Below are 16,998 nucleotides of genomic sequence, written 5' to 3' on the forward strand. Positions count from 1 at the left end.
CGTCAGCGCGCTTCCGCAGCAAGCGGTTTCACGATGCCGGGCAGTGCCGCCTGTGCGGCCGCGGAACGCTTGTGCCCCCAGTAGCTCGGCCGGGTGTAGGTGCGGGCCACCCAGCTGAGGTCGTCGACAGCGAGACCGCCGAAACCGTACTCGATCTGCAGGCCCGACGGACTACCGATGTACACCGACGTCATCAGATCGTTGGTGTGCCGGCCGAGGGACTGCACGATCTCGACGTCGTGCTCGTCGAGCAGGTCGATCAGCCGGCCCAGATCGTCCATGTGCTCCACCTCGAGCATGAGGTGGTTGAACCCGACGTGGCCGGGCAGTTCCGCCAGTGCGAGCGAATGGTGCCGTCCGTTGACGTGATAGAAGCGTACGTCGACGGTACTGTCGGCACCGCCGGCACCGACCGTGACGCGGTCGGAGAGCCGGAAACCGAGTACGTCGACGTAGAAGTGATCGGCGCGGGCGATGTCCGGCACCTGGAAGACCACGTGCCCGAGCCCCTGCTCGCCGGTGACGAACCCGCCTCGCATGGTGCGCCCGGCCCGGAACGACAGCGGGGTGGCCGCCTTACCCCAGCTCAGCTCGTGGCGCAGACCCCACGGGTCCTCGAACCACACCAGGCCGGCCACCTGCCGCTCGCGCAGCAACTCCGCGTCGCCGTGGTGCACCGTCACGCCCCGGGACTCCAGATGGGACGCGAAGGCATGCAGGTCGGTCTCGTTGGCCACTCCCCAGCCGGCGTACCGGAACTCGTCCTCGGACGCCGGGTGGACCGCTATGCGGTAGTCGACGTCGTCGACGGCGAGCCGGACGGCACCGTCGGGCCCGTCCGGGGCGAGCATCGCCCCGAGCAACTCGGTGCCGTAACGCCGCCAGTCCTCGGCGTGCGGCGAGCCGATTCCGATGTACGACAGTTCTTGGATCACAACACTCTCCCCTCGTTCGGTGGATACCGCGAAGCTACACATGTAAGCCAATCATTGGCAATGCCATCTATTGGGTGGGCCGATTTAATACGCCCGCTCCCCGGAGGGCTGCAACCGTTGGGCCGCCCTACAATCGGGCCATGAGCTCGACCGACAACCTCCCCGGCCTGTCCCGGCGACCCGGATTCGTGTTCGTCCGCGCCGCACTGCGGGTCCGGCAGGTGTACGCCGACGCACTCGCGCAGGTGGGGCTCCTACCGAACCAGCACGCGATCCTCAGCACCCTCGTCGACCTCGGCCCGTGCCATCAGAAGGAACTCGCGAAACGCGTCGTCGTCGACCCCGGCGACATCGTCGCCTACCTCGACGGCCTCCAGGAGAACGGCTACATCCTCCGCGAACGCGACCCACAGGACCGGCGACGCCAGATCGTCACCGTCACCGACACCGGACGAGCCCTGCTCGACGAGAGCGACGCCCTGCTCGACGCCATCGAAGCCGACACATTCTCGGTGCTCAGCGCCACGGACCGCCGGCACCTCGAGCGCATCGCGACCCGCCTGTACGGGGTGGCCGATCCGCACGCCGGCTAGACACACCGCCGGGCCGTCGATCGACTCCGTGCACTGCGACCGGTCCCCGCACCCGTGCGCGCGATCAGGACGGATGCTGCACATGGATGCGCAACGCGGTCGCAGCGAAGCGTGCGGCGGCTCGGCTACCGAAGGCTCGGTGGAAGTCCGGGTCGGTCTCGTACTTCGCGGCCACACCCAGCACCATCGCGGTGGATCTTTCCGCGTCACCGGCGTGGGTCGGTGTTCCCGGAATATCGGCGAACCAGGCCAGGTGCACGGCAGCATGCTCCTGGGCGGCCGCGGAATCGGGGTCGCATCCTTCCTCCTGCAGCTCACGCCAACGGGCGAGGAGCGCCTCCGCAGCGTCCTTCCATTCCCGTTGTCGGCGAACGGATTTGCTGTGCCACCACCGGTTCGACACCTCGAAGGCTTCACGCCCCCAACGTTGGACGACCTCGTCTTCGTAACGGTCGTTGAAGCCTTGCAGCATCACGTCCATCTGCGGTTCGCGGCCCTGACGTCGCATGGCCAGGGTGTGTTCGACCGTGTCGATGCGCCTGTCCAAGGCCTCTCGATCCGCGACCAACTGCCGCAGATGCGCCTGGAGCGCTTCGATCTCCGCAGTGGTGGCTTCCGGGGCATCGAGTACTGCGGCGATCTCACCCAGGGCCATGCCCGTGTCGCGCAGCAGCAGGATGCGGTGCAAACGTGTGACAGCGTCGGGTCCGTAATAGCGGTAGCCGTTGGACCCGACGCGGTCGGGTTCGAGTAGCCCGATGTCGTGGTAGTGACGCAGGGTACGGCCGCTGATGCCCGCGCGCTCGGCAAGTTCCTTGACCGTCCACTCCATCGTGGGCTCCTGACATTCGAGGTGATGCTCAGTGTCTCCCGGTCGGAACGAGACCGAGCCGCGGCAGAGCGGTGCGGAGGATGTCGGCGGCCCGAGTACGAACGGCCTGCGCTGCCGTACTGCCGGAAGCCTCCAGATATGCGTGGACGAGCCGGGCACCCGCGGCATACCCGGCTCCGGTCGGTAGTCCGACGGGCTCACCGCCGAACAGCCGTGCCGTGGAGTCGCCGAGGACCCAGGCAGCGAAATCCTGCATCCCGGTGACCTCGAGACCCGAGACGACCTTCGCCAGCACGCCGTCGTCTGCACGTGTTCGCTCGCCCACGAAGTGCGTGTAGCCCGCGTCGCCGTACAGTTCCGTCGCGAACACGTCCGCCAGCCCCTCGGCCACGACATGCTCACCGACCGTCACGGTGGCCGGGTTCCAGAGGATTCCACCCGGGGAGTAGCGGACGTTGTGGTGAAGTTCGTGAACCGCGATGGCTTCGAGTCGGGCGAGGACGCGTGGGGTGGGCCAGACGGTGACGACGATGTAGCCGCTGATCCCGCCGAACCCCGAAAGACCCTGTACCTCGTCGAGGAAATGCTCGTCGGTCGGGTCCCCCAGCACGAGCAGCACGTTCATGTCGGGAACCGTCGCGCCGGGATCCACGGACGTCAGGGCCGCAGCGCCGACCTCGAGTGCGTCCGCGATGCGGCGCCACGCATCGGCGGCGACCAGAGCATCCAAGCCTTCTCGCAGACGGTCCACGGGGCCTTCCCAGTCGAAGCCGAAATTCTGCCGATGCACATCGGCCATGTCGACCCCACCCGGGACGAAGTGGTACATCCCCGCCATCGGCGCCCACATCTCGCGCACGAGGTCGGCCCGGTCTTCCACCGCCGCGTCCAGAACGCGTGTCATCGCCGGAGCACTGTCGATCAGTGAAATGGTCATGACAGCCGACCGTAAACATTTCCGCTACGGCAAGGTCAACCGTCGCATCGATCGCCGTCGGACGGGACGGCCGTCAGCCGAGCCCGAACAGCGTCGCCGCGTTGTGGTGGACGACGCCGCGCACCCAGTCGTCGCCGAGGCCGAAGCGTTCGAGGGCCTCGAGGGCGTCGAGGTAGCGGTAGGGGATGTTGGGGAAGTCGCTGCCGAACAGGATCCGGTCGCCGAGGTCACGGAGGCGGGGCACGGCGTCCCGCGGGAACGGGATGTCCGATTCGGTGAAGTCGGTGAACGCCATGGTGGTGTCGAGGAGCAACCTCGGATACCGGTCGGCGAGGTCGAGGAACTCGGCGTATTCGGGCATGCCCATGTGGGCGACGATCAGCGGCAGCCGCGGGTAGCGGGCCAGCAGGGCGGCGATGCGGTCGGGGCCGGTGAACCGTCCGGGCGCGGGACCCGATCCGCAGTGCACGACGATCGGGGTTCCGGCGTCCTCGAGCAGCCCCCATACCGCGTCCAGCAGTGGATCGTTCGGGTCGTAGTCGCCGACCTGGATGTGGGACTTGAATACGCGTGCCCCGGCAGCGAGCGCGTCGGCGACGTAGCCGGGCGCCGACTCCTCCGGATAGAACGTGGCGGTGTGCAGGCAGTCGGGGGTGCGGGACGCGAAGTCCGCGGACCACTGGTCGAGCCACGCTGCCATGCCCGGCTTGTGCGGGTAGAGCATCGAGGTGAAGCGTCGGACCCCGAACGCGCGCAGCTGCCCGACGCGCGCCTGTTCCTCGATGCGGTACCGGATCGGCCAGGGTCGGCCGGTGAGCGGGCCGGCGGAGTCGAAGTACGCCCACACCTTGTCGAGAACGTTCTGCGGCATGAAGTGGGTGTGCACGTCGATCAGCGCGTCCAGCCCCAGCCGTTCCCGGAACGCGGCGACGTCGGCCACCTCGGACGTGTGGTCGTGGACGGTCTCGCCCACCGGTTCGCACACGGGCATCCCCTTTCCGTCGGGCCCGGCCGGGCACTCCCGCCGACCCTAGCCGGGGCCGGCTCGCACTGGGTGAGATCCCGGTTTGACGGCCCGGAACACACCTGGGACTCTACCTAGCAATTGCTTGGTTTACGACGATCCCGAGAAGGCACAGACGACATGACCACTTCATCTCCCCTGTTCCAGCCGCTCACGGTGCGTTCGCTCGAACTCGCGAACCGCATCGTCATGTCGCCGATGACGCGTTCCTACTCGATCGACGGCATCCCCGGGGACGACGTCGCGGGCTACTACCGTCGTCGCGCCGAGGGCGGCACAGGCCTGATCGTCACCGAGGGTGTCGCGATCGACCACGAGACCTCGGTCGACAACTCGCGCGTCCCGCGCCTCTTCGGCGACGACGCCCTCGCCGGCTGGCGCAAGGTCGTCGACGATGTCCACGAGGCCGGCGGCAAGATCATTCCGCAGCTGTGGCACGTCGGCCCGCTGTGGGGCGCGATGAGCAAGGTCGATCCCGCGCTCAAGCCGATGCGCCCGTCCGGCGAGTGGGGTCCGCTGGGCACCACGTCGTACCCGGAGTCGTACACCTCGTGGGTCCAGGAGCCCACCGAGGCGATGACCGAGCAGGACATCGCGGACGTCATCTCGGCGTTCGCCCGCGCGGCCCGCAACGCGATCGACGTCGGCTTCGACGGCATCGCCCTGCACGGCGGTCACGGCTACCTGCTGGACTCGTTCCTGTGGGCCGGCACCAACAAGCGTGACGACGCGTGGGGCGGCGACCTCGAGCGCCGTACCCGCTTCCCCGTCGAGGTCGTCAAGGCCATCCGCGCCGAGATCGGCGAGGACTACCCGATCTTCTACCGCTTCTCGCAGCACAAGCAGCAGAACTACACCGCGCGCATCGCCGAGACGCCCGACGAACTGAAGGTGATCCTCGGTGCGCTCGCCGACGCCGGGGTCGACGTCTTCGACGCCAGCATCCGCCGCTTCGACTTCCCCGCCTTCGAGGGCAGCGAACGCTCGCTGGCCGGCTGGGCCAAGGAGGTCACCGGCAAGATCACGATGGCCGTCGGTAGCGTCGGCATCGGAAAGTCGCTGCGCGACAGCCGTATCGACGGATCCGCCCCCACCGTCGACAACATCCCCGAACTCGAGAAGCGCATCGGCAGCGGCGAATTCGACCTCATCGCGATCGGCCGCCTGCACCTCGCCGACCCCGCCCTCGCATCGAAGCTGCGCGCCGGCGAACCCCTCCCCGCCTTCATCCGCGACGTCCACGAGGGCTCGCTGACGTAGTCGACGCACGCCGTGATCGGATGGTCGCCGCAACTTCTCCGCGAGGAGTTGCGGCGACCATCTCGTTTGTCGGGCAGCGACGCGGACCGACTCCAAGAAAGCAGATCCATGACGGACTCCATGACGAAGTACGACGACGCCGACTGGCACTACGGCGGCATCTTTCCCGAAGACCTGCCGAATGCGGCCGGCGGCACGCACATCGGCATGTTCGTCGCGTGGTGCCTACTGAGCGGCTTCGCGGGCGAGGACGTGGAGGACGAACTCGAGCCGCTCGAGTCGCGGGAGACGACGCCCGGCGCCTACCTGATGGAGGTGCTCGACGAGAAGTTCGTCAGCGACGATCTCACCGCCGACGGCAACGCCTTCGCCGTCGCGTACTACGCCGGTAAGAACGACGACTCCCGATACATCGAGGACTACGTCGCCGCGTTCGACACGGACGCGGCAGAGATCTACCGGGTCGAGGACAGCTGGGAGACGTACGACGTGATCGCGGAGCGGATCGACGCCCGGTTCCGTGACTGGATGGACGCCGGGCGGCCGCGCTTCCTCCCCTGACGGTCAGAACAGCGTGAGCAGTGGCTCCGGTTCGCCGGCGGTCACGGGGGCAGGAGCAGGAGCGGGAGCGGGGGCCGTGTCCGGCCGTGCGAGCCCGCGCCACGGCCGCGCCTGCCCCGGGTCGCTGCGGACGGCCCGTGCGGCTTCCCCGGCGAGTTGGTCGGCCATCTCGTTGAAGTGGTTGCCGACGTGGCCGCGCACCCACCGGAAGCGGACCGGTCCGGATCGTTCGGTGATGGCCCGGTCGATGTCCTGCACCAGTTCGAGGTTCTTCACCGCCCCGCCGGACGACGTCTTCCACCCCTTGCGTTTCCAGCCGGGCAGCCATTCCGACGCGCATTTGATGGCGTACTGCGAATCCGACTCGATGAGCAGAGGTTCGGGGCCGGGATGCGAGACGATCGCCTCCACCAACGCCCACAGTTCCGCGATCTGGTTCGTCCCCGACACGTCGCCACCGGATCGACTGCCTCCGTCGTGCGCGACCCACGCCCAGCCGATCGCACCGCCCGGATTCTTCAGACAGGATCCGTCCGTACTCACGATGATCACGATTGTGAACAATAGGCGTCTCCGGCCCCCGTGTGCCTTTCGGTAGCGGACGCCACCGAAAAGGCACGCGGGTGCGCAGCGCCTACGCTGGCCGATATGCGGTGCGAGGTGGTCACGGAACGGCCTGTGGACCTGGCGTCGACGTTGTCGCCGTTGCGGCGCGGCCGGTTCGATCCGTGTCATCGGGTGGAGTCCGACGGCACGGTGTGGCGGGCGTCGTTGCTGCCGTCGGGACCGGTGACGTACCGGTTGCGGCAGCAGGGGCCGTCACGTGTCGACGTGCAGGTGTGGGGTCCGGGTGCCGACGTGTTCGACGCGTTCCTGCCGGGGCTGCTCGGGGCCCACGACGATGCCGCCGGGTTCACGCCGACGCATCCGAAACTGGTCGAGGCGCACCGGCGGTTCCCGGATCTGCGAGTCGTGCGGACCGGGCGGGTGTTCGAGGCGCTGGTGCCCGCGATTCTGGAGCAGCGGGTGCACACCGTGGCGGCGCGGGCGTCGTGGGGCAGGCTCGTCACGGCGTTCGGAACGCCGGCTCCGGGGCCGGCCCCGGAGGGGATGCGGGTGCCGCCGGGTCCGGAGGTGTGGCGCCGGGTCCCGTCGTGGGAGTTTCACCGCGCGAACGTCGATCCGCGGCGGGCGCGGACGATCGTCGAGTGTGCTCGGGTCGCGGACCGGTTGGAGGCCGTCGTCGATCTGGGGTCGTCCGACGCGCAGCAGCGGCTGCAGTCCGTGCCGGGGGTGGGGGCGTGGACGGCAGCGGAGGTGGCGCAGCGGGCGCTCGGGGACGCGGATGCGTTGTCGGTCGGCGATTTCCATCTCGCCGCCACGGTCGGGTGGACGCTGCTCGGACGCCCTCTCGACGACGCCGACATGGTCGAGTACCTCGCGGATCTGCGCCCGCACCGCTATCGGGCGGTCCGGCTCCTCGAAGTCAGCGGTCAGGCACGGAAACCGAAGTTCGGGCCGCGGACGCCGATCGTCGACCACCGGTGGCACTGAGCCCGAGCGCTAACCGCCGAGCTTGGTGAAGTCCGGGTAGTTGGAGATCTCCCAGCCACCGTCGACCACGAGGCTGGTCCCGGTGATGTAGCTCGCGTCGTCGCCGGCCAGGTACAGGCACGGCGCCGCGATCTCGTCCGGACTCGCGGGCCGGCCCATCGGGATGCGCTCGACGAACATGTCCAGCAGCGGCTGGTAGCCGGTCACCGCGGCCACCAGCGGGGTGTCGACCAGACCGGGCAGCACCGTGTTGACGCGGATCCCGTGGCGCGCCAACTCGACCGCCGCGTTCTTGCCGAACATCTCGACGCCCGCCTTGCCCGTCGCGTACGGGCTGCCGCCGATGAGCGGCACGTGCCCGTTGAGCGACGCGACGTTGACGATGGCGCCGCCGCGCCCGCCCGCCACCATGTGCCGGGCCTCGTGCTTGGTGCACAGGAACACTCCCTTCTGCACGAGGTCGACGGTGAAGTCCCAGTCTGCTTCCTCGAGGTCGAGGATCTGCCCGCCCTTCTGCGCCCCGGCGACGTTGAACGCCATGTCGAGCCCACCGAAGCGTTCGGTCGCCACCGCGACGGCCGCGGCGACCTCGTCCTCGTTCGTGACGTCCGCGGGAGCACCGACGAACCTCTCGCCGAGTTCCTTCTCCATCGCGTCGAGCGCATCGGTGGCGACGTCGATCCCGACGACGGACGCGCCCTCGGCGACCAGTCGTGTCGCGACGGACGCCCCGATGCCCGATGCCGCGCCGGTCACGACCGCGACCCTGCCGCCGAACCGGTTGCCCACGGATCCACCCTCAGCCATGTCCCACCTCCACGAGTACCTTCATGCGCCGGCCGGCGGACGCCGCCTGCACACCTTCCACCACCACGTCCGCGAGCGGGACCGATTCGACCCACCCGTCGAGCGGGTACGCCCCGGCCGCCATCCGGTCGATGACGGTGCGGAACTCGTTGCGCGAGTAGGCCAGCGATGCCATCAGCCGCGCCTCGGTGAACATCAGCAGGTACGTGGCGAGTGGCACCGGCTCCTTGTAGGTGGCGAGCAGGACCACCGACCCGCGGGCCCGCACCGCGCCGAGCGCGGTCTGCACCGCCGCCGCGACACCGGCGCACTCGAACACCACGTCCGCGCCGACGCCGGCCGTGCGCTCGGCGACGGCCGCCGCGGGATCCTGCACCGCGGGATCGATCACGTCGAATCCCAATGCCTGCGCGACGGCCCGACGAGTCGGGGACGGCTCGCTGAGCAGGATCCGGTCGACGCCCCCGGCCCGCAGATCGAGAGCCGTCGCGATGCCGATCGGACCGGCCCCGAGCACCACCGCGTATGCCCCCGGCCGGACGCCGGACAGTGCGACGGCGTGCAGCGCCACGGCCAGCGGCTCGACCACCGCGGCCTGACGGAGGCTCACCCCGTCCGGGATCTTGTGCACGTTGCCCGCCGGAACCGCCGTGCGCTCCGACAGCCCGCCGCCGTCCGCGTCGAGTCCGTGGAACGCGATGACCTGACACAGGTGGTCGTGTCCGGCGGAACACCGCACGCACGTGCCGCACGAGTAGTTCGGCTGGACCACCACGCGGTCGCCGACGGACAGGTCCTCGACGCCCGCACCGACCTCGCGCACCACCCCGGAGAATTCGTGACCGAGGATCTGCGGCCCACAGGCGCCGGTGAGCGGATGCGGGTGCTCGGAGATGCCGAACGAGTGGATCATCCCGAGGTCCGATCCGCAGATTCCGTTGTACGCCACGTCGATCAGGACGTGGCCGTCGCGCAGTTCCGGCTCCGGCACGTCCTCGACCCGCAGATCGTCGACCCCGTGCAGGACCACTGCCCTCATCCCTTGGCCGCCAGTTCGTCCTCGTACTTGCGCGTCATGTGCGCGATCGCCGCGTGCTGCGCCCGGTTGTGGCCGTCACGCACCTTCCCGGCCCGGGCCGCCGCGTCCAGCAACGGCTGCGACTGCCCCTGGAAGTGCGGTGCCACCTGCTGCGCGATCAGCTCGAACGAACGTCTGGTCGCCGCCGGGGCGGCCCAGTCGGTGCCCATGACAAGCATCGAGCCGAAGCCGCCGGACTGGTCGACGAGCTTCTGGACCAGTTCGCGCGCCTGCGCGGGGGTGCCGATGATGCCCATGCCCGAATGGTTCATGTACTGGATCATCTGGTCCATGGACGCCCCACCGGAGCCGAAGTGCGGGAAGGCCGCGACCTTGCCGAAATAGTCGATCCATTCACCGAGACCGAAGCGGACGTCCTGCTGGGCCTGTTCCTCCGTCTCGGCAATGTGCATGGGGCACACCAGCCGCCACTGGTCGCGGTCGACGGTGGTCCCGAATTCGGCGGCCCGCTCCTCCATGATGCCGAAATGGTGGCCGAGGGCGTCGAAGCCTTCGGGAGTGAGGGTCGCGCCGATCGACAGCAGGCCCAGACCGTGCTTGCCGGCCAACCGTGGTCCGGTGGGCGAGGCCACGCCGGCGACGACGATGTCGAAGCACGGGTGCGAGTAGGGCCGCATCTGCAGCTGGGCGTCGACCAGGGTGTGCGTCTGGGTCGTCGCGGTCACCGACTCACCGTTCAACAGTCGCATCACGATGTCGAGGTTGTCGTCGAGCAGTTCGCGGCACTCGGTGGGGTCGAGGCCGATCATCGCCGAATCGGTGGGCAACGAGCCCGGCCCGACACCGAGCATGACGCGGCCACGGGTGAGGTGATCGAGCAGCACCATCCGCTCGGCCGCCCACAGCGGGTTGTGATAGCTCAGGGAGGTGACTCCGGTGCCGAGTTTGATGCGTTTGGTGCGCTCGGCCGCCGCGGCGATGAAGATCTCGGGGCTGCCGATGATCTCGCTGCCCGCCGAGTGGTGTTCACCGATCCACACCTCGTCGAAGTCGAGACGGTCGAGATGCTCCACCAGCTCGAGGTCGCGCTGCAGCGCGACGGTCGGATTCTGCCCTGCTGCATGATGGGGCGCGACGAACGCACCGAACCGTAGCCTGCCCATGCGTGTACTCCTCGGGAATTCGCTGAAACGCAGTGGATCCCGACGATAGAATCGGCTCCGCCGAGGCGACAGTGCACTTTGGTGGACAATTCCTGTGTCCCGCTCGGCGTAGACCGTTCGACGCGAATGGGTGGTGAACTGTTGATCGAGTCCTCGTTGCGTACCGCCGACTACGAGCGAGTGTTCGCGGTCCTCGAGCGGTGCGACGACGTCCGGACGGTGCCGGAGTTCCGCACCCGGATCGTCGGCGCGATGACCGACGTGTTCCCGGTGCGGGTCGCGACCTGCTTCGTCGGGGACTCGTTCGAGAGCCAGTTCGTCGACCCCGACGCCGCGCTCGCCGGTGCGGCCGGGTGGGAGCGCACACGCGCTGTCTACCAGCAGGACTGGGCCCGTTTCGACGTCTTCGGGACGCCGGAGGCGCGGCGCCGGCTGGAGGCGACGCGGGTGGCGTCGCTGCGCGACCTGCACGATCTTCCGGCGGAGTCCGCGACCTACGTCCGCGAGTACCTCGACGTGTGGCGTTCGGTCAACGCGCTGCACCTCGAGCTGCCCGGCCGCGCGCGGGCCCTGGTCGGCCTGTACGACGTCGACGAGAATGCGCTCGGGCCACGGGATTTCGTGGCACTGCGCCTGCTGGCCCGTCAGCTGTCGGTGCTCACCCGCAGTCTCGTGAATGCGCCCGGGCGGGACCTGCTCGCGGCACTGACCGACCGTCAACGCGAGGTGGCCCGGCTGGTCGCCGACGGGCTGAGCAACGCCGCGATCGCCCGTCGGCTCACCCTCACCGAGGACACCGTGAAGAAGTACGTCAGCCGCATCCTGGCGGCGACCGGGTGCGCGTCCCGCACCCAGCTCGCCCTCGACGTCCAACGCCGGGCCGAGCCGGGTCAGGCCTTCGGACCGCCCGCCACGTAGATCACCTGACCGGACACGTATCCGGCCCCCTCGCTGACGAGGAACGACACGGTGTGCGCGATGTCGTCGGGAACCCCGACCCGGCGGACCGGCGTCTCGGCCGCAATGGTCGCCTTGAACTCGTCGAACGACACCCCGAGTCGCTGCGCGGTGGCCTCGGTCATCTCGGTGGCGATGAAGCCCGGGGCGATCGCGTTGGCGGTGACACCGAACTGTCCGAGTTCGAGAGCGAGGGTCTTGGTCAGGCCCTGCATGCCGGCCTTCGCGGCGGAGTAGTTGGCCTGGCCACGGTTGCCGAGAGCGGAGATGCTGGACAGGTTGACGATGCGCCCCCACCGGGCGTCGACCATGTGCTTCTGCACGGCGCGGGTGAGCAGGAACGCGCCGCGCAGGTGCACGTTCATCACGGCGTCCCAGTCGTCGACGCTCATCTTGAACAGCAGGTTGTCGCGGGTGATGCCGGCGTTGTTGACGACGACGGTGGGCGGGCCGAGTTCACCGGCGATGCGGTCGACGGCGGTCGCCACGGCGGCCTCGTCGGACACGTCGGCGCCCACGGCGAGCGCCTCTCCGCCGGCCGCCCGGATCGCGGATACCGTGTCGGCGCAGGATGATTCGTCGAGGTCGAGGACGGCGACAGCGAACCCGTCGGAGCCGAGTCGTTTCGCGATCGCCGCCCCGATTCCGCGTGCCGCACCCGAAACCACCGCCACCTGCCGTGTACCGTCCGCCATTGCCGTCCCTTTCCGTCGTGTACTGCCGTCGTCGGTCAAGCTACGCCGAAAGCCCGGTCAGGACAGGGAGACCGGCACGATGTTCGCCTCGATCCGGTGGATCGCACCGTCGACGAGGTCGAACGTCTCGACGATCTCGACGGTCATGAGGCGCTGTTCCCCGACCCCGGAATCGAGCAGGTAGCGGGTGTGCACGGTGTCACCGGACTCGGTCATGGTCAGGTCGCGCACACCCTGGACGACGCGGTACTGGATGCCGTGGTTCAGGTCGTCGGTGAGCTGGCGGCCGTTGAACCCGGTCTGCAGGCCGACCTCGACGCGGGTGGCGTCCGGTGTGAACCGCACCGCGGACGCGTCGTGGCTGACGAGGGCGTCGATGTAGGCGCGGGCCGCGGCCTGGTTCGGGGTGTCGGCGGGGTTCGGTGCGGCCGTGGCCACAGCGGGGGCGGCGACGGCGACGGCCGATACGGCCAGCACGGACAGGGCGGCGGTCTTGGCGATACGCATGACGCATCCTAACTGGAACACGTTCTCGTCGGCCGGTTTTTCCGACATTCCCGGTCAACGAGACGGGAAGTGTTACTGCCGCCACAGCTCGTTAACTTCGTGACATCGGCAACGACAGGAGTTACCCATGAGCGAGACGGTCATCGTCACCACCCCGATCGCGGAACTGCCCCGAATCCTCGAAGCGCAGAAACGCGCGGCTGTGGAACAGGGTCCGGCGTCGGCGGAGGTACGACGCGACCGTCTGCAGCGGATGATCGATCTCCTGGTGCGCCACCACAAGTCTCTGACCGAGGCGATCGACGCCGACTTCGACGGACGCCTCGCCGCGTACTCGATCATGAACGACATCCTGGGGTCGCTCACGTCGCTCAAGCACACCCGTGATGCGTTCGAGTCGTGGATGGGCGACGACGAGCGGCCCGCGTTCGCGCCGTACGACCAGTTGGGGGCCAAGGCGTACGTGCAGTACCAGGCCAAGGGATCGGTCGGCATCATCGGCACGTGGAACGCGCCGCTGTTCACGCTGCTGAGCCCGCTCGCGTGCGCGCTGGGCGCCGGCAACCGGGCGATCCTCAAGCCCTCGGAGATCGTTCCGCGGACCGCGCAGGTCCTGGCGGACGCCGTCGCCGACGCCTTCGATCCGACCGAGGTCGCCGTCGTCACGGGCGGACCCGATCTGGCGGACACGTTCACATCGCTGCCGTTCGATCACCTGGTGTTCACGGGCAGCACCGAGGTCGGCAAGCTGGTCATGACCAATGCCGCCAAGAATCTCGTTCCCGTCACCCTCGAACTGGGCGGCAAGTCGCCGACGGTCGTGGGCCGCAGCGCCGACCTCGACGCCGCAGCGAACAAGATCGCAATCGCGAAGGCCAGCAACGCGGGTCAGCTGTGCGTCTCCCCCGACGTCGTGTACGTGCCGCGGGAACACCTCGACACGTTCGTCGAGGCGCTCGAGAAGTCGTATGCGTCGCTGCTGCCGACGGTCACCGACAACCCGGATGTCGTTGCCATCGTGAGCGATCGACACCTGGCCCGGGTCGAGGGACTCGTGGCCGACGCCCGTGAACACGGCGCCCTCATCGTCGCCACCCCGGTCGACGAGTCTCCCCGCGTCGACGGTGACCGCAAGCGGCCGCTGCGCCTGGTGATCTCGCCGCCGGAGGAGTCGAAGATCATGCAGGAGGAGATCTTCGGTCCCGCAGTGATCCTGCTGCCGTACGACCAGACCGAGGACGTCGTCGCGGACATCAACCGCCGTCCGAAGCCGTTGGCCCTCTACTACTTCGGCACCGACCCGGAGGAGCAGCACGCGGTCCTGTCGCGGACCAGTTCCGGCGGCGTCACCGTCAACGACGTCATGATGCATCCCGGCATGACCGACGCGCCGTTCGGTGGCGTCGGAGCCTCCGGCATGGGGCACTACCACGGCCGCGAGGGTTTCCTCGAGTTCAGCCATGCAAGAACGGTTTTCGAGGCACCCGAGCACGATCTGCGCGGCGAATGGGGGACCCTGCCGCCGCACGGCGAGGGCTTCCTCGAAGCCATGCAGGCTCAGGTCACCCCGTAGTCTGCGCCCATGACCCGCGAACTCATCGACCGTCTCGCCCTGTCGGATCTCGTCGCGCAGTACGCGATCGCCGTCGACCGGCGTGACGAGACCGTCCTGGCCGCCCTGTTCACCACCGATGCCCGGCTCGTGCAACCGCCTGACCTGGTGCGTCCCGGACGGGATCCGATCCTGTCCGGGGCGGTGGGGATCGCGTCGAGCATCCTCGCAGCCGTCGCACACCTGCACTCGACACGGCACGTCGTCGCGCAGCAACTCGTCGAGATCACCGGCGACAGCGCGCGCGGCGAGACGTATTGCGAAGCGCATCATATGTATCCGGTCGAGGGGGGACATCGTGACCATGTCGTCGCGCTCCGCTACCTCGACGAGTACCACCGGGCCGACGGAGCGTGGCGGATCGCCCGCCGCGAACTGATCGTCGACTTCACCGAGAACCGCACCGTAGCCCTACCGAAGAACGGGAAGTGATCCGATGACCGAGACCCCGACCGCACAGCTGACCCTGTCTCCCGTCGAGCAACTGCTCGCGATCGAGGAGATCAAGAAAGTGTTCGCCGGCCGCCTACGAGTCATGGACACCAAGCAGTGGGATCTCTACGGCAGCTTCCACACCGAGGACGTGGTCAGCGAGACGTGGGGCGGGCTGCCCGGCGACAAGCAGCCGCAGACGAACGGGACCGGCGGCCGCGTCGTGGGCCGGGAGGCGCTGACGAAGGCGATCAGCGGCATGCTCGGCGGCCCCACTCCGGTGACGACGGCACACCACGGGCACACCCCGGAGATCACCCTCACCTCCGACACCACTGCCACCGGGATCTGGCCGATGGAGGACGAATTGTGGTGGACCAACGGTGATGTCGAGGAGCATCTGCACGGCTACGGGCACTACCACGAGGAGTACCGCAAGGTCGGCGACCGGTGGCTCATCAGCTACCGCGCACTCACCCGGCTGCGGGAAGTCCACACGCCGAACTTCTTCTCCTACATGAAGGCCCTGTAACCGGTTCCGTCATCGTCCGAGCCACTGCGGTGCGCGCCGCTGCGCGAACGCGTCGAGTCCGACCCGGAAGTCGTCCGACGCCGCCACCGTGCGCAGCGCGTCCGCAGTGGCGTCCCAGCCCCGTTCGTCGGCGGCGGCGACCTGCGCGTGAAGCGCGTCCAGGCTCGCCCGCACGGACACCGGTGCAGCACTGCAGATTTCGTTCGCCATGACCAGGGCGGCGTCGAGTGCGGCACCCGGGTCGGTCACCTCGTTCACCACCCCGAGCCCGTAGGCGCGCTCGGCGGTCAGGGTGCGTCCGGTGATCAGCAGTTCCCGGGCCACGTTCAGCGGCAGGGCCCGCGGGGCCCGGAACAGTGCGCCGGACGTCGCGACCAGGCCCCGCCGGGTCTCGGGCAGGCCGAACTCGGCCGTCCGGCCCGCGACGATCAGATCGCAGGCCAATGCGATCTCGAAACCGCCGCCGAGCGCGTAGCCCTCGACCGCTGCGATCAACGGGGTGGCGCGTCGGCGTCGGACGATGCCGTACTCGCCGCCGCGCGGCATCCTCAGGTCGGCGCGTTCACGAATGTCGGTACCCGCGGAGAACACCCGCGGGGTTCCGGTCACGACACCGGCCCACAGGTCGGGGTCGTCGTCGAGCAGATCGAAGGCCTCCTCGAGCCCTTCGGCGGTCGCTCGGTCGATCGCGTTGCGCCGCTCCTCCCGCTCGATCCTGACCACGAGGATCCGCCCGTCCCGCTCGCACCGCACCGTCATCGTGTCGTCCCCGATCCCCTCCGCAGGATGTCGTATTTGCGAATATTACCCTCCGATCGCTGCACGGACGGGTAGTTTTACTTCCCACCTTGCCGCCGGATCCACCGGCCCAGAACAAACGAGAATCGGAGACGGGGGCAGACACATGACGGACGATCGCGACAGCACCGTACGCCGCGAGGAACGCAAGCAACGCACCCGCGAACGCCTGCTCGACGCCGCCCGGAAGCTGTTCTCCGAACACGGCTACGACACCACCACGATCGACGACATCGCCGTGGCCGCCCACGTCTCGCGGGGCACGTTCTTCAACTACTTCGACGGCAAGGACGCCGTACTCGCCGCACTGCACCAGGTGCACATGACGAAGCTGCCCGGCATCGTCGACGACCTCCTCGCCCGGCCGATCACCACCGCCGAACGCATCACGTCCCTGTTCGACGACGTCGTCGAGGCTGCGGTGACGCTCGAGAAGTACTTCCGGGCGACCACCCGGGAACTCGACCGCGACCTCGCCACCCCGACCCTCAGCGCTGCCCGCACCGAACGGTTCATCGTCCAGTTCCAGCGCATCCTCGAGGCCGGAATCCCCCGTGGGGAAGTGCGTCAGGATTATCCGCTCCGGTTCCTCGCCCAGATGGTGACCGCCGTCTACGTCAGCACGATCCGTTTCTGGCGTCAGGAGACCGTGTCCGACATGCGGGAGGAGTTCGACCGGGCCGCGGCCTTCATCACGGAGTCGGTTGCGGTGCAGCGCCCGTCCGGCCCGTAGCCGCCGAGGCTTCCGGGCCGGACGTTC

Annotated in this window: 20 protein-coding genes; 9 read left to right on the forward strand and 11 right to left on the reverse strand. The window is 68.7% G+C overall.

Translation table 11 applies throughout. From position 1 onward, the window contains the following. Window positions 1–2: 2 nt before the first annotated feature. A complete protein-coding gene (locus Q5696_RS20045; protein ID WP_305092998.1) occupies window positions 3–935 on the reverse strand; it encodes a VOC family protein in 933 nt (310 codons plus the stop codon). A 140-nt stretch (window positions 936–1,075) separates the two neighbouring features. Between Q5696_RS20045 and Q5696_RS20050 the strand changes: the two genes are divergently transcribed. After that, window positions 1,076–1,528, forward strand: coding sequence for a MarR family winged helix-turn-helix transcriptional regulator (locus tag Q5696_RS20050; protein ID WP_305092999.1), 453 nt, complete (start codon window positions 1,076–1,078; stop codon window positions 1,526–1,528). 64 nt (window positions 1,529–1,592) lie between these two features. Here Q5696_RS20050 and Q5696_RS20055 read toward each other — a convergent pair whose 3' ends face one another. The 3 genes from Q5696_RS20055 to Q5696_RS20065 form a co-directional block, all read right to left on the reverse strand. Then, entirely contained in the window at window positions 1,593–2,360 is a 768-nt protein-coding gene (locus Q5696_RS20055) for a MerR family transcriptional regulator (protein ID WP_305093000.1), read from the reverse strand. A gap of 28 nt (window positions 2,361–2,388) precedes the next feature. Further along, window positions 2,389–3,297 carry a DUF2268 domain-containing putative Zn-dependent protease gene (locus Q5696_RS20060; protein WP_305093001.1) on the reverse strand — a complete coding sequence of 303 codons (909 nt, stop codon included), beginning with the start codon at window positions 3,295–3,297 and terminating at the stop codon, window positions 2,389–2,391. A 73-nt stretch (window positions 3,298–3,370) separates the two neighbouring features. Beyond that, on the reverse strand, window positions 3,371–4,288 hold the full coding sequence (locus Q5696_RS20065) for an amidohydrolase family protein (RefSeq protein WP_370654829.1): 918 nt from the start codon (window positions 4,286–4,288) through the stop codon (window positions 3,371–3,373). A gap of 153 nt (window positions 4,289–4,441) precedes the next feature. Here Q5696_RS20065 and Q5696_RS20070 point away from each other — a divergent pair, with 153 nt between their 5' ends. Both Q5696_RS20070 and Q5696_RS20075 read left to right on the forward strand, forming a co-directional pair. Further along, window positions 4,442–5,581 carry an NADH:flavin oxidoreductase gene (locus Q5696_RS20070; protein WP_305093002.1) on the forward strand — a complete coding sequence of 380 codons (1,140 nt, stop codon included), beginning with the start codon at window positions 4,442–4,444 and terminating at the stop codon, window positions 5,579–5,581. A gap of 108 nt (window positions 5,582–5,689) precedes the next feature. After that, window positions 5,690–6,142 (forward strand): DUF7832 domain-containing protein, encoded by a 453-nt coding sequence (locus Q5696_RS20075; protein ID WP_305093003.1) that lies wholly within the window; start codon window positions 5,690–5,692, stop codon window positions 6,140–6,142. A gap of 3 nt (window positions 6,143–6,145) precedes the next feature. Here Q5696_RS20075 and Q5696_RS20080 read toward each other — a convergent pair whose 3' ends face one another. After that, window positions 6,146–6,694 (reverse strand): ribonuclease H family protein, encoded by a 549-nt coding sequence (locus Q5696_RS20080; protein WP_305093004.1) that lies wholly within the window; start codon window positions 6,692–6,694, stop codon window positions 6,146–6,148. Between the two features lie 96 nt (window positions 6,695–6,790). Between Q5696_RS20080 and Q5696_RS20085 the strand changes: the two genes are divergently transcribed. Beyond that, window positions 6,791–7,696, forward strand: a complete 906-nt coding sequence (locus Q5696_RS20085; protein WP_305093005.1) for a DNA-3-methyladenine glycosylase family protein — start codon at window positions 6,791–6,793, stop codon at window positions 7,694–7,696. A gap of 9 nt (window positions 7,697–7,705) precedes the next feature. On the opposite strand, the gene Q5696_RS20090 is transcribed toward Q5696_RS20085, so the two are convergent. The 3 genes from Q5696_RS20090 to Q5696_RS20100 are packed head-to-tail and all read right to left on the reverse strand — an operon-like array spanning window position 7,706 to window position 10,705. Beyond that, window positions 7,706–8,503, reverse strand: coding sequence for an SDR family NAD(P)-dependent oxidoreductase (locus tag Q5696_RS20090; protein ID WP_305093006.1), 798 nt, complete (start codon window positions 8,501–8,503; stop codon window positions 7,706–7,708). Then, window positions 8,496–9,542, reverse strand: a complete 1,047-nt coding sequence (locus Q5696_RS20095; protein ID WP_305093007.1) for a 2,3-butanediol dehydrogenase — start codon at window positions 9,540–9,542, stop codon at window positions 8,496–8,498. The genes Q5696_RS20090 and Q5696_RS20095 overlap by 8 nt, the downstream gene beginning before the upstream one ends. Beyond that, a complete protein-coding gene (locus tag Q5696_RS20100) occupies window positions 9,539–10,705 on the reverse strand; it encodes an LLM class flavin-dependent oxidoreductase (protein ID WP_305093008.1) in 1,167 nt (388 codons plus the stop codon). Before Q5696_RS20100 ends, Q5696_RS20095 begins: the two co-directional genes overlap by 4 nt. A gap of 126 nt (window positions 10,706–10,831) precedes the next feature. Here Q5696_RS20100 and Q5696_RS20105 point away from each other — a divergent pair, with 126 nt between their 5' ends. Beyond that, a complete protein-coding gene (locus Q5696_RS20105; RefSeq protein WP_305093009.1) occupies window positions 10,832–11,623 on the forward strand; it encodes a helix-turn-helix transcriptional regulator in 792 nt (263 codons plus the stop codon). On the opposite strand, the gene fabG is transcribed toward Q5696_RS20105, so the two are convergent. Together fabG and Q5696_RS20115 are read right to left on the reverse strand one after the other, a co-directional pair. Next, entirely contained in the window at window positions 11,596–12,357 is a 762-nt protein-coding gene (fabG, locus tag Q5696_RS20110; protein WP_305093010.1) for a 3-oxoacyl-ACP reductase FabG, read from the reverse strand. The two genes, Q5696_RS20105 and fabG, sit on opposite strands and share 28 nt — an antisense overlap. A 57-nt stretch (window positions 12,358–12,414) precedes the next feature. After that, the gene (locus Q5696_RS20115) at window positions 12,415–12,864 is read right to left on the reverse strand and encodes a DUF8021 domain-containing protein (protein ID WP_305093011.1); all 450 of its coding nucleotides are present in this window, start codon (window positions 12,862–12,864) and stop codon (window positions 12,415–12,417) included. 127 nt (window positions 12,865–12,991) lie between these two features. Here Q5696_RS20115 and Q5696_RS20120 point away from each other — a divergent pair, with 127 nt between their 5' ends. Genes Q5696_RS20120 through Q5696_RS20130 form a run of 3 tightly spaced genes read left to right on the forward strand, consistent with a single transcriptional unit; the run spans window position 12,992 to window position 15,440 of the window. Further along, window positions 12,992–14,437, forward strand: a complete 1,446-nt coding sequence (locus tag Q5696_RS20120) for an aldehyde dehydrogenase family protein (RefSeq protein ID WP_305093012.1) — start codon at window positions 12,992–12,994, stop codon at window positions 14,435–14,437. A gap of 9 nt (window positions 14,438–14,446) precedes the next feature. Continuing rightward, the gene (locus tag Q5696_RS20125; protein ID WP_305093013.1) at window positions 14,447–14,908 is read left to right on the forward strand and encodes a nuclear transport factor 2 family protein; all 462 of its coding nucleotides are present in this window, start codon (window positions 14,447–14,449) and stop codon (window positions 14,906–14,908) included. Between the two features lie 4 nt (window positions 14,909–14,912). Further along, window positions 14,913–15,440 carry a nuclear transport factor 2 family protein gene (locus Q5696_RS20130; RefSeq protein ID WP_305093014.1) on the forward strand — a complete coding sequence of 176 codons (528 nt, stop codon included), beginning with the start codon at window positions 14,913–14,915 and terminating at the stop codon, window positions 15,438–15,440. 9 nt (window positions 15,441–15,449) lie between these two features. Here the strand turns inward: Q5696_RS20130 and Q5696_RS20135 are convergent, their stop codons facing one another. Continuing rightward, entirely contained in the window at window positions 15,450–16,199 is a 750-nt protein-coding gene (locus Q5696_RS20135) for an enoyl-CoA hydratase-related protein (RefSeq protein ID WP_305093015.1), read from the reverse strand. 145 nt (window positions 16,200–16,344) lie between these two features. On the opposite strand from Q5696_RS20135, the gene Q5696_RS20140 reads away from it, so the two are divergent. After that, on the forward strand, window positions 16,345–16,971 hold the full coding sequence (locus Q5696_RS20140) for a TetR/AcrR family transcriptional regulator (RefSeq protein WP_305093016.1): 627 nt from the start codon (window positions 16,345–16,347) through the stop codon (window positions 16,969–16,971). The last annotated feature ends 27 nt before the right edge of the window (window positions 16,972–16,998 follow it).

The organism is Prescottella sp. R16, assembly GCF_030656875.1.
GTDB lineage: Bacteria > Actinomycetota > Actinomycetes > Mycobacteriales > Mycobacteriaceae > Prescottella.

Bases quoted from the DNA above. Each gene is read 5' to 3' on its own strand.
- Q5696_RS20050 (WP_305092999.1), top strand. From the start codon at position 1,076: ATGAGCTCGACCGACAACCTCCCCGGCCTGTCCCGGCGACCCGGATTC.
- Q5696_RS20055 (WP_305093000.1), bottom strand. From the start codon at position 2,360: ATGGAGTGGACGGTCAAGGAACTTGCCGAGCGCGCGGGCATCAGCGGC.
- Q5696_RS20060 (WP_305093001.1), bottom strand. From the start codon at position 3,297: ATGACCATTTCACTGATCGACAGTGCTCCGGCGATGACACGCGTTCTG.
- Q5696_RS20065 (WP_370654829.1), bottom strand. From the start codon at position 4,288: ATGCCCGTGTGCGAACCGGTGGGCGAGACCGTCCACGACCACACGTCC.
- Q5696_RS20070 (WP_305093002.1), top strand. From the start codon at position 4,442: ATGACCACTTCATCTCCCCTGTTCCAGCCGCTCACGGTGCGTTCGCTC.
- Q5696_RS20075 (WP_305093003.1), top strand. From the start codon at position 5,690: ATGACGGACTCCATGACGAAGTACGACGACGCCGACTGGCACTACGGC.
- Q5696_RS20085 (WP_305093005.1), top strand. From the start codon at position 6,791: ATGCGGTGCGAGGTGGTCACGGAACGGCCTGTGGACCTGGCGTCGACG.
- Q5696_RS20090 (WP_305093006.1), bottom strand. From the start codon at position 8,503: ATGGCTGAGGGTGGATCCGTGGGCAACCGGTTCGGCGGCAGGGTCGCG.
- Q5696_RS20095 (WP_305093007.1), bottom strand. From the start codon at position 9,542: ATGAGGGCAGTGGTCCTGCACGGGGTCGACGATCTGCGGGTCGAGGAC.
- Q5696_RS20100 (WP_305093008.1), bottom strand. From the start codon at position 10,705: ATGGGCAGGCTACGGTTCGGTGCGTTCGTCGCGCCCCATCATGCAGCA.
- Q5696_RS20105 (WP_305093009.1), top strand. From the start codon at position 10,832: ATGGGTGGTGAACTGTTGATCGAGTCCTCGTTGCGTACCGCCGACTAC.
- fabG (WP_305093010.1), bottom strand. From the start codon at position 12,357: ATGGCGGACGGTACACGGCAGGTGGCGGTGGTTTCGGGTGCGGCACGC.
- Q5696_RS20115 (WP_305093011.1), bottom strand. From the start codon at position 12,864: ATGCGTATCGCCAAGACCGCCGCCCTGTCCGTGCTGGCCGTATCGGCC.
- Q5696_RS20120 (WP_305093012.1), top strand. From the start codon at position 12,992: ATGAGCGAGACGGTCATCGTCACCACCCCGATCGCGGAACTGCCCCGA.
- Q5696_RS20125 (WP_305093013.1), top strand. From the start codon at position 14,447: ATGACCCGCGAACTCATCGACCGTCTCGCCCTGTCGGATCTCGTCGCG.
- Q5696_RS20130 (WP_305093014.1), top strand. From the start codon at position 14,913: ATGACCGAGACCCCGACCGCACAGCTGACCCTGTCTCCCGTCGAGCAA.
- Q5696_RS20135 (WP_305093015.1), bottom strand. From the start codon at position 16,199: ATGACGGTGCGGTGCGAGCGGGACGGGCGGATCCTCGTGGTCAGGATC.
- Q5696_RS20140 (WP_305093016.1), top strand. From the start codon at position 16,345: ATGACGGACGATCGCGACAGCACCGTACGCCGCGAGGAACGCAAGCAA.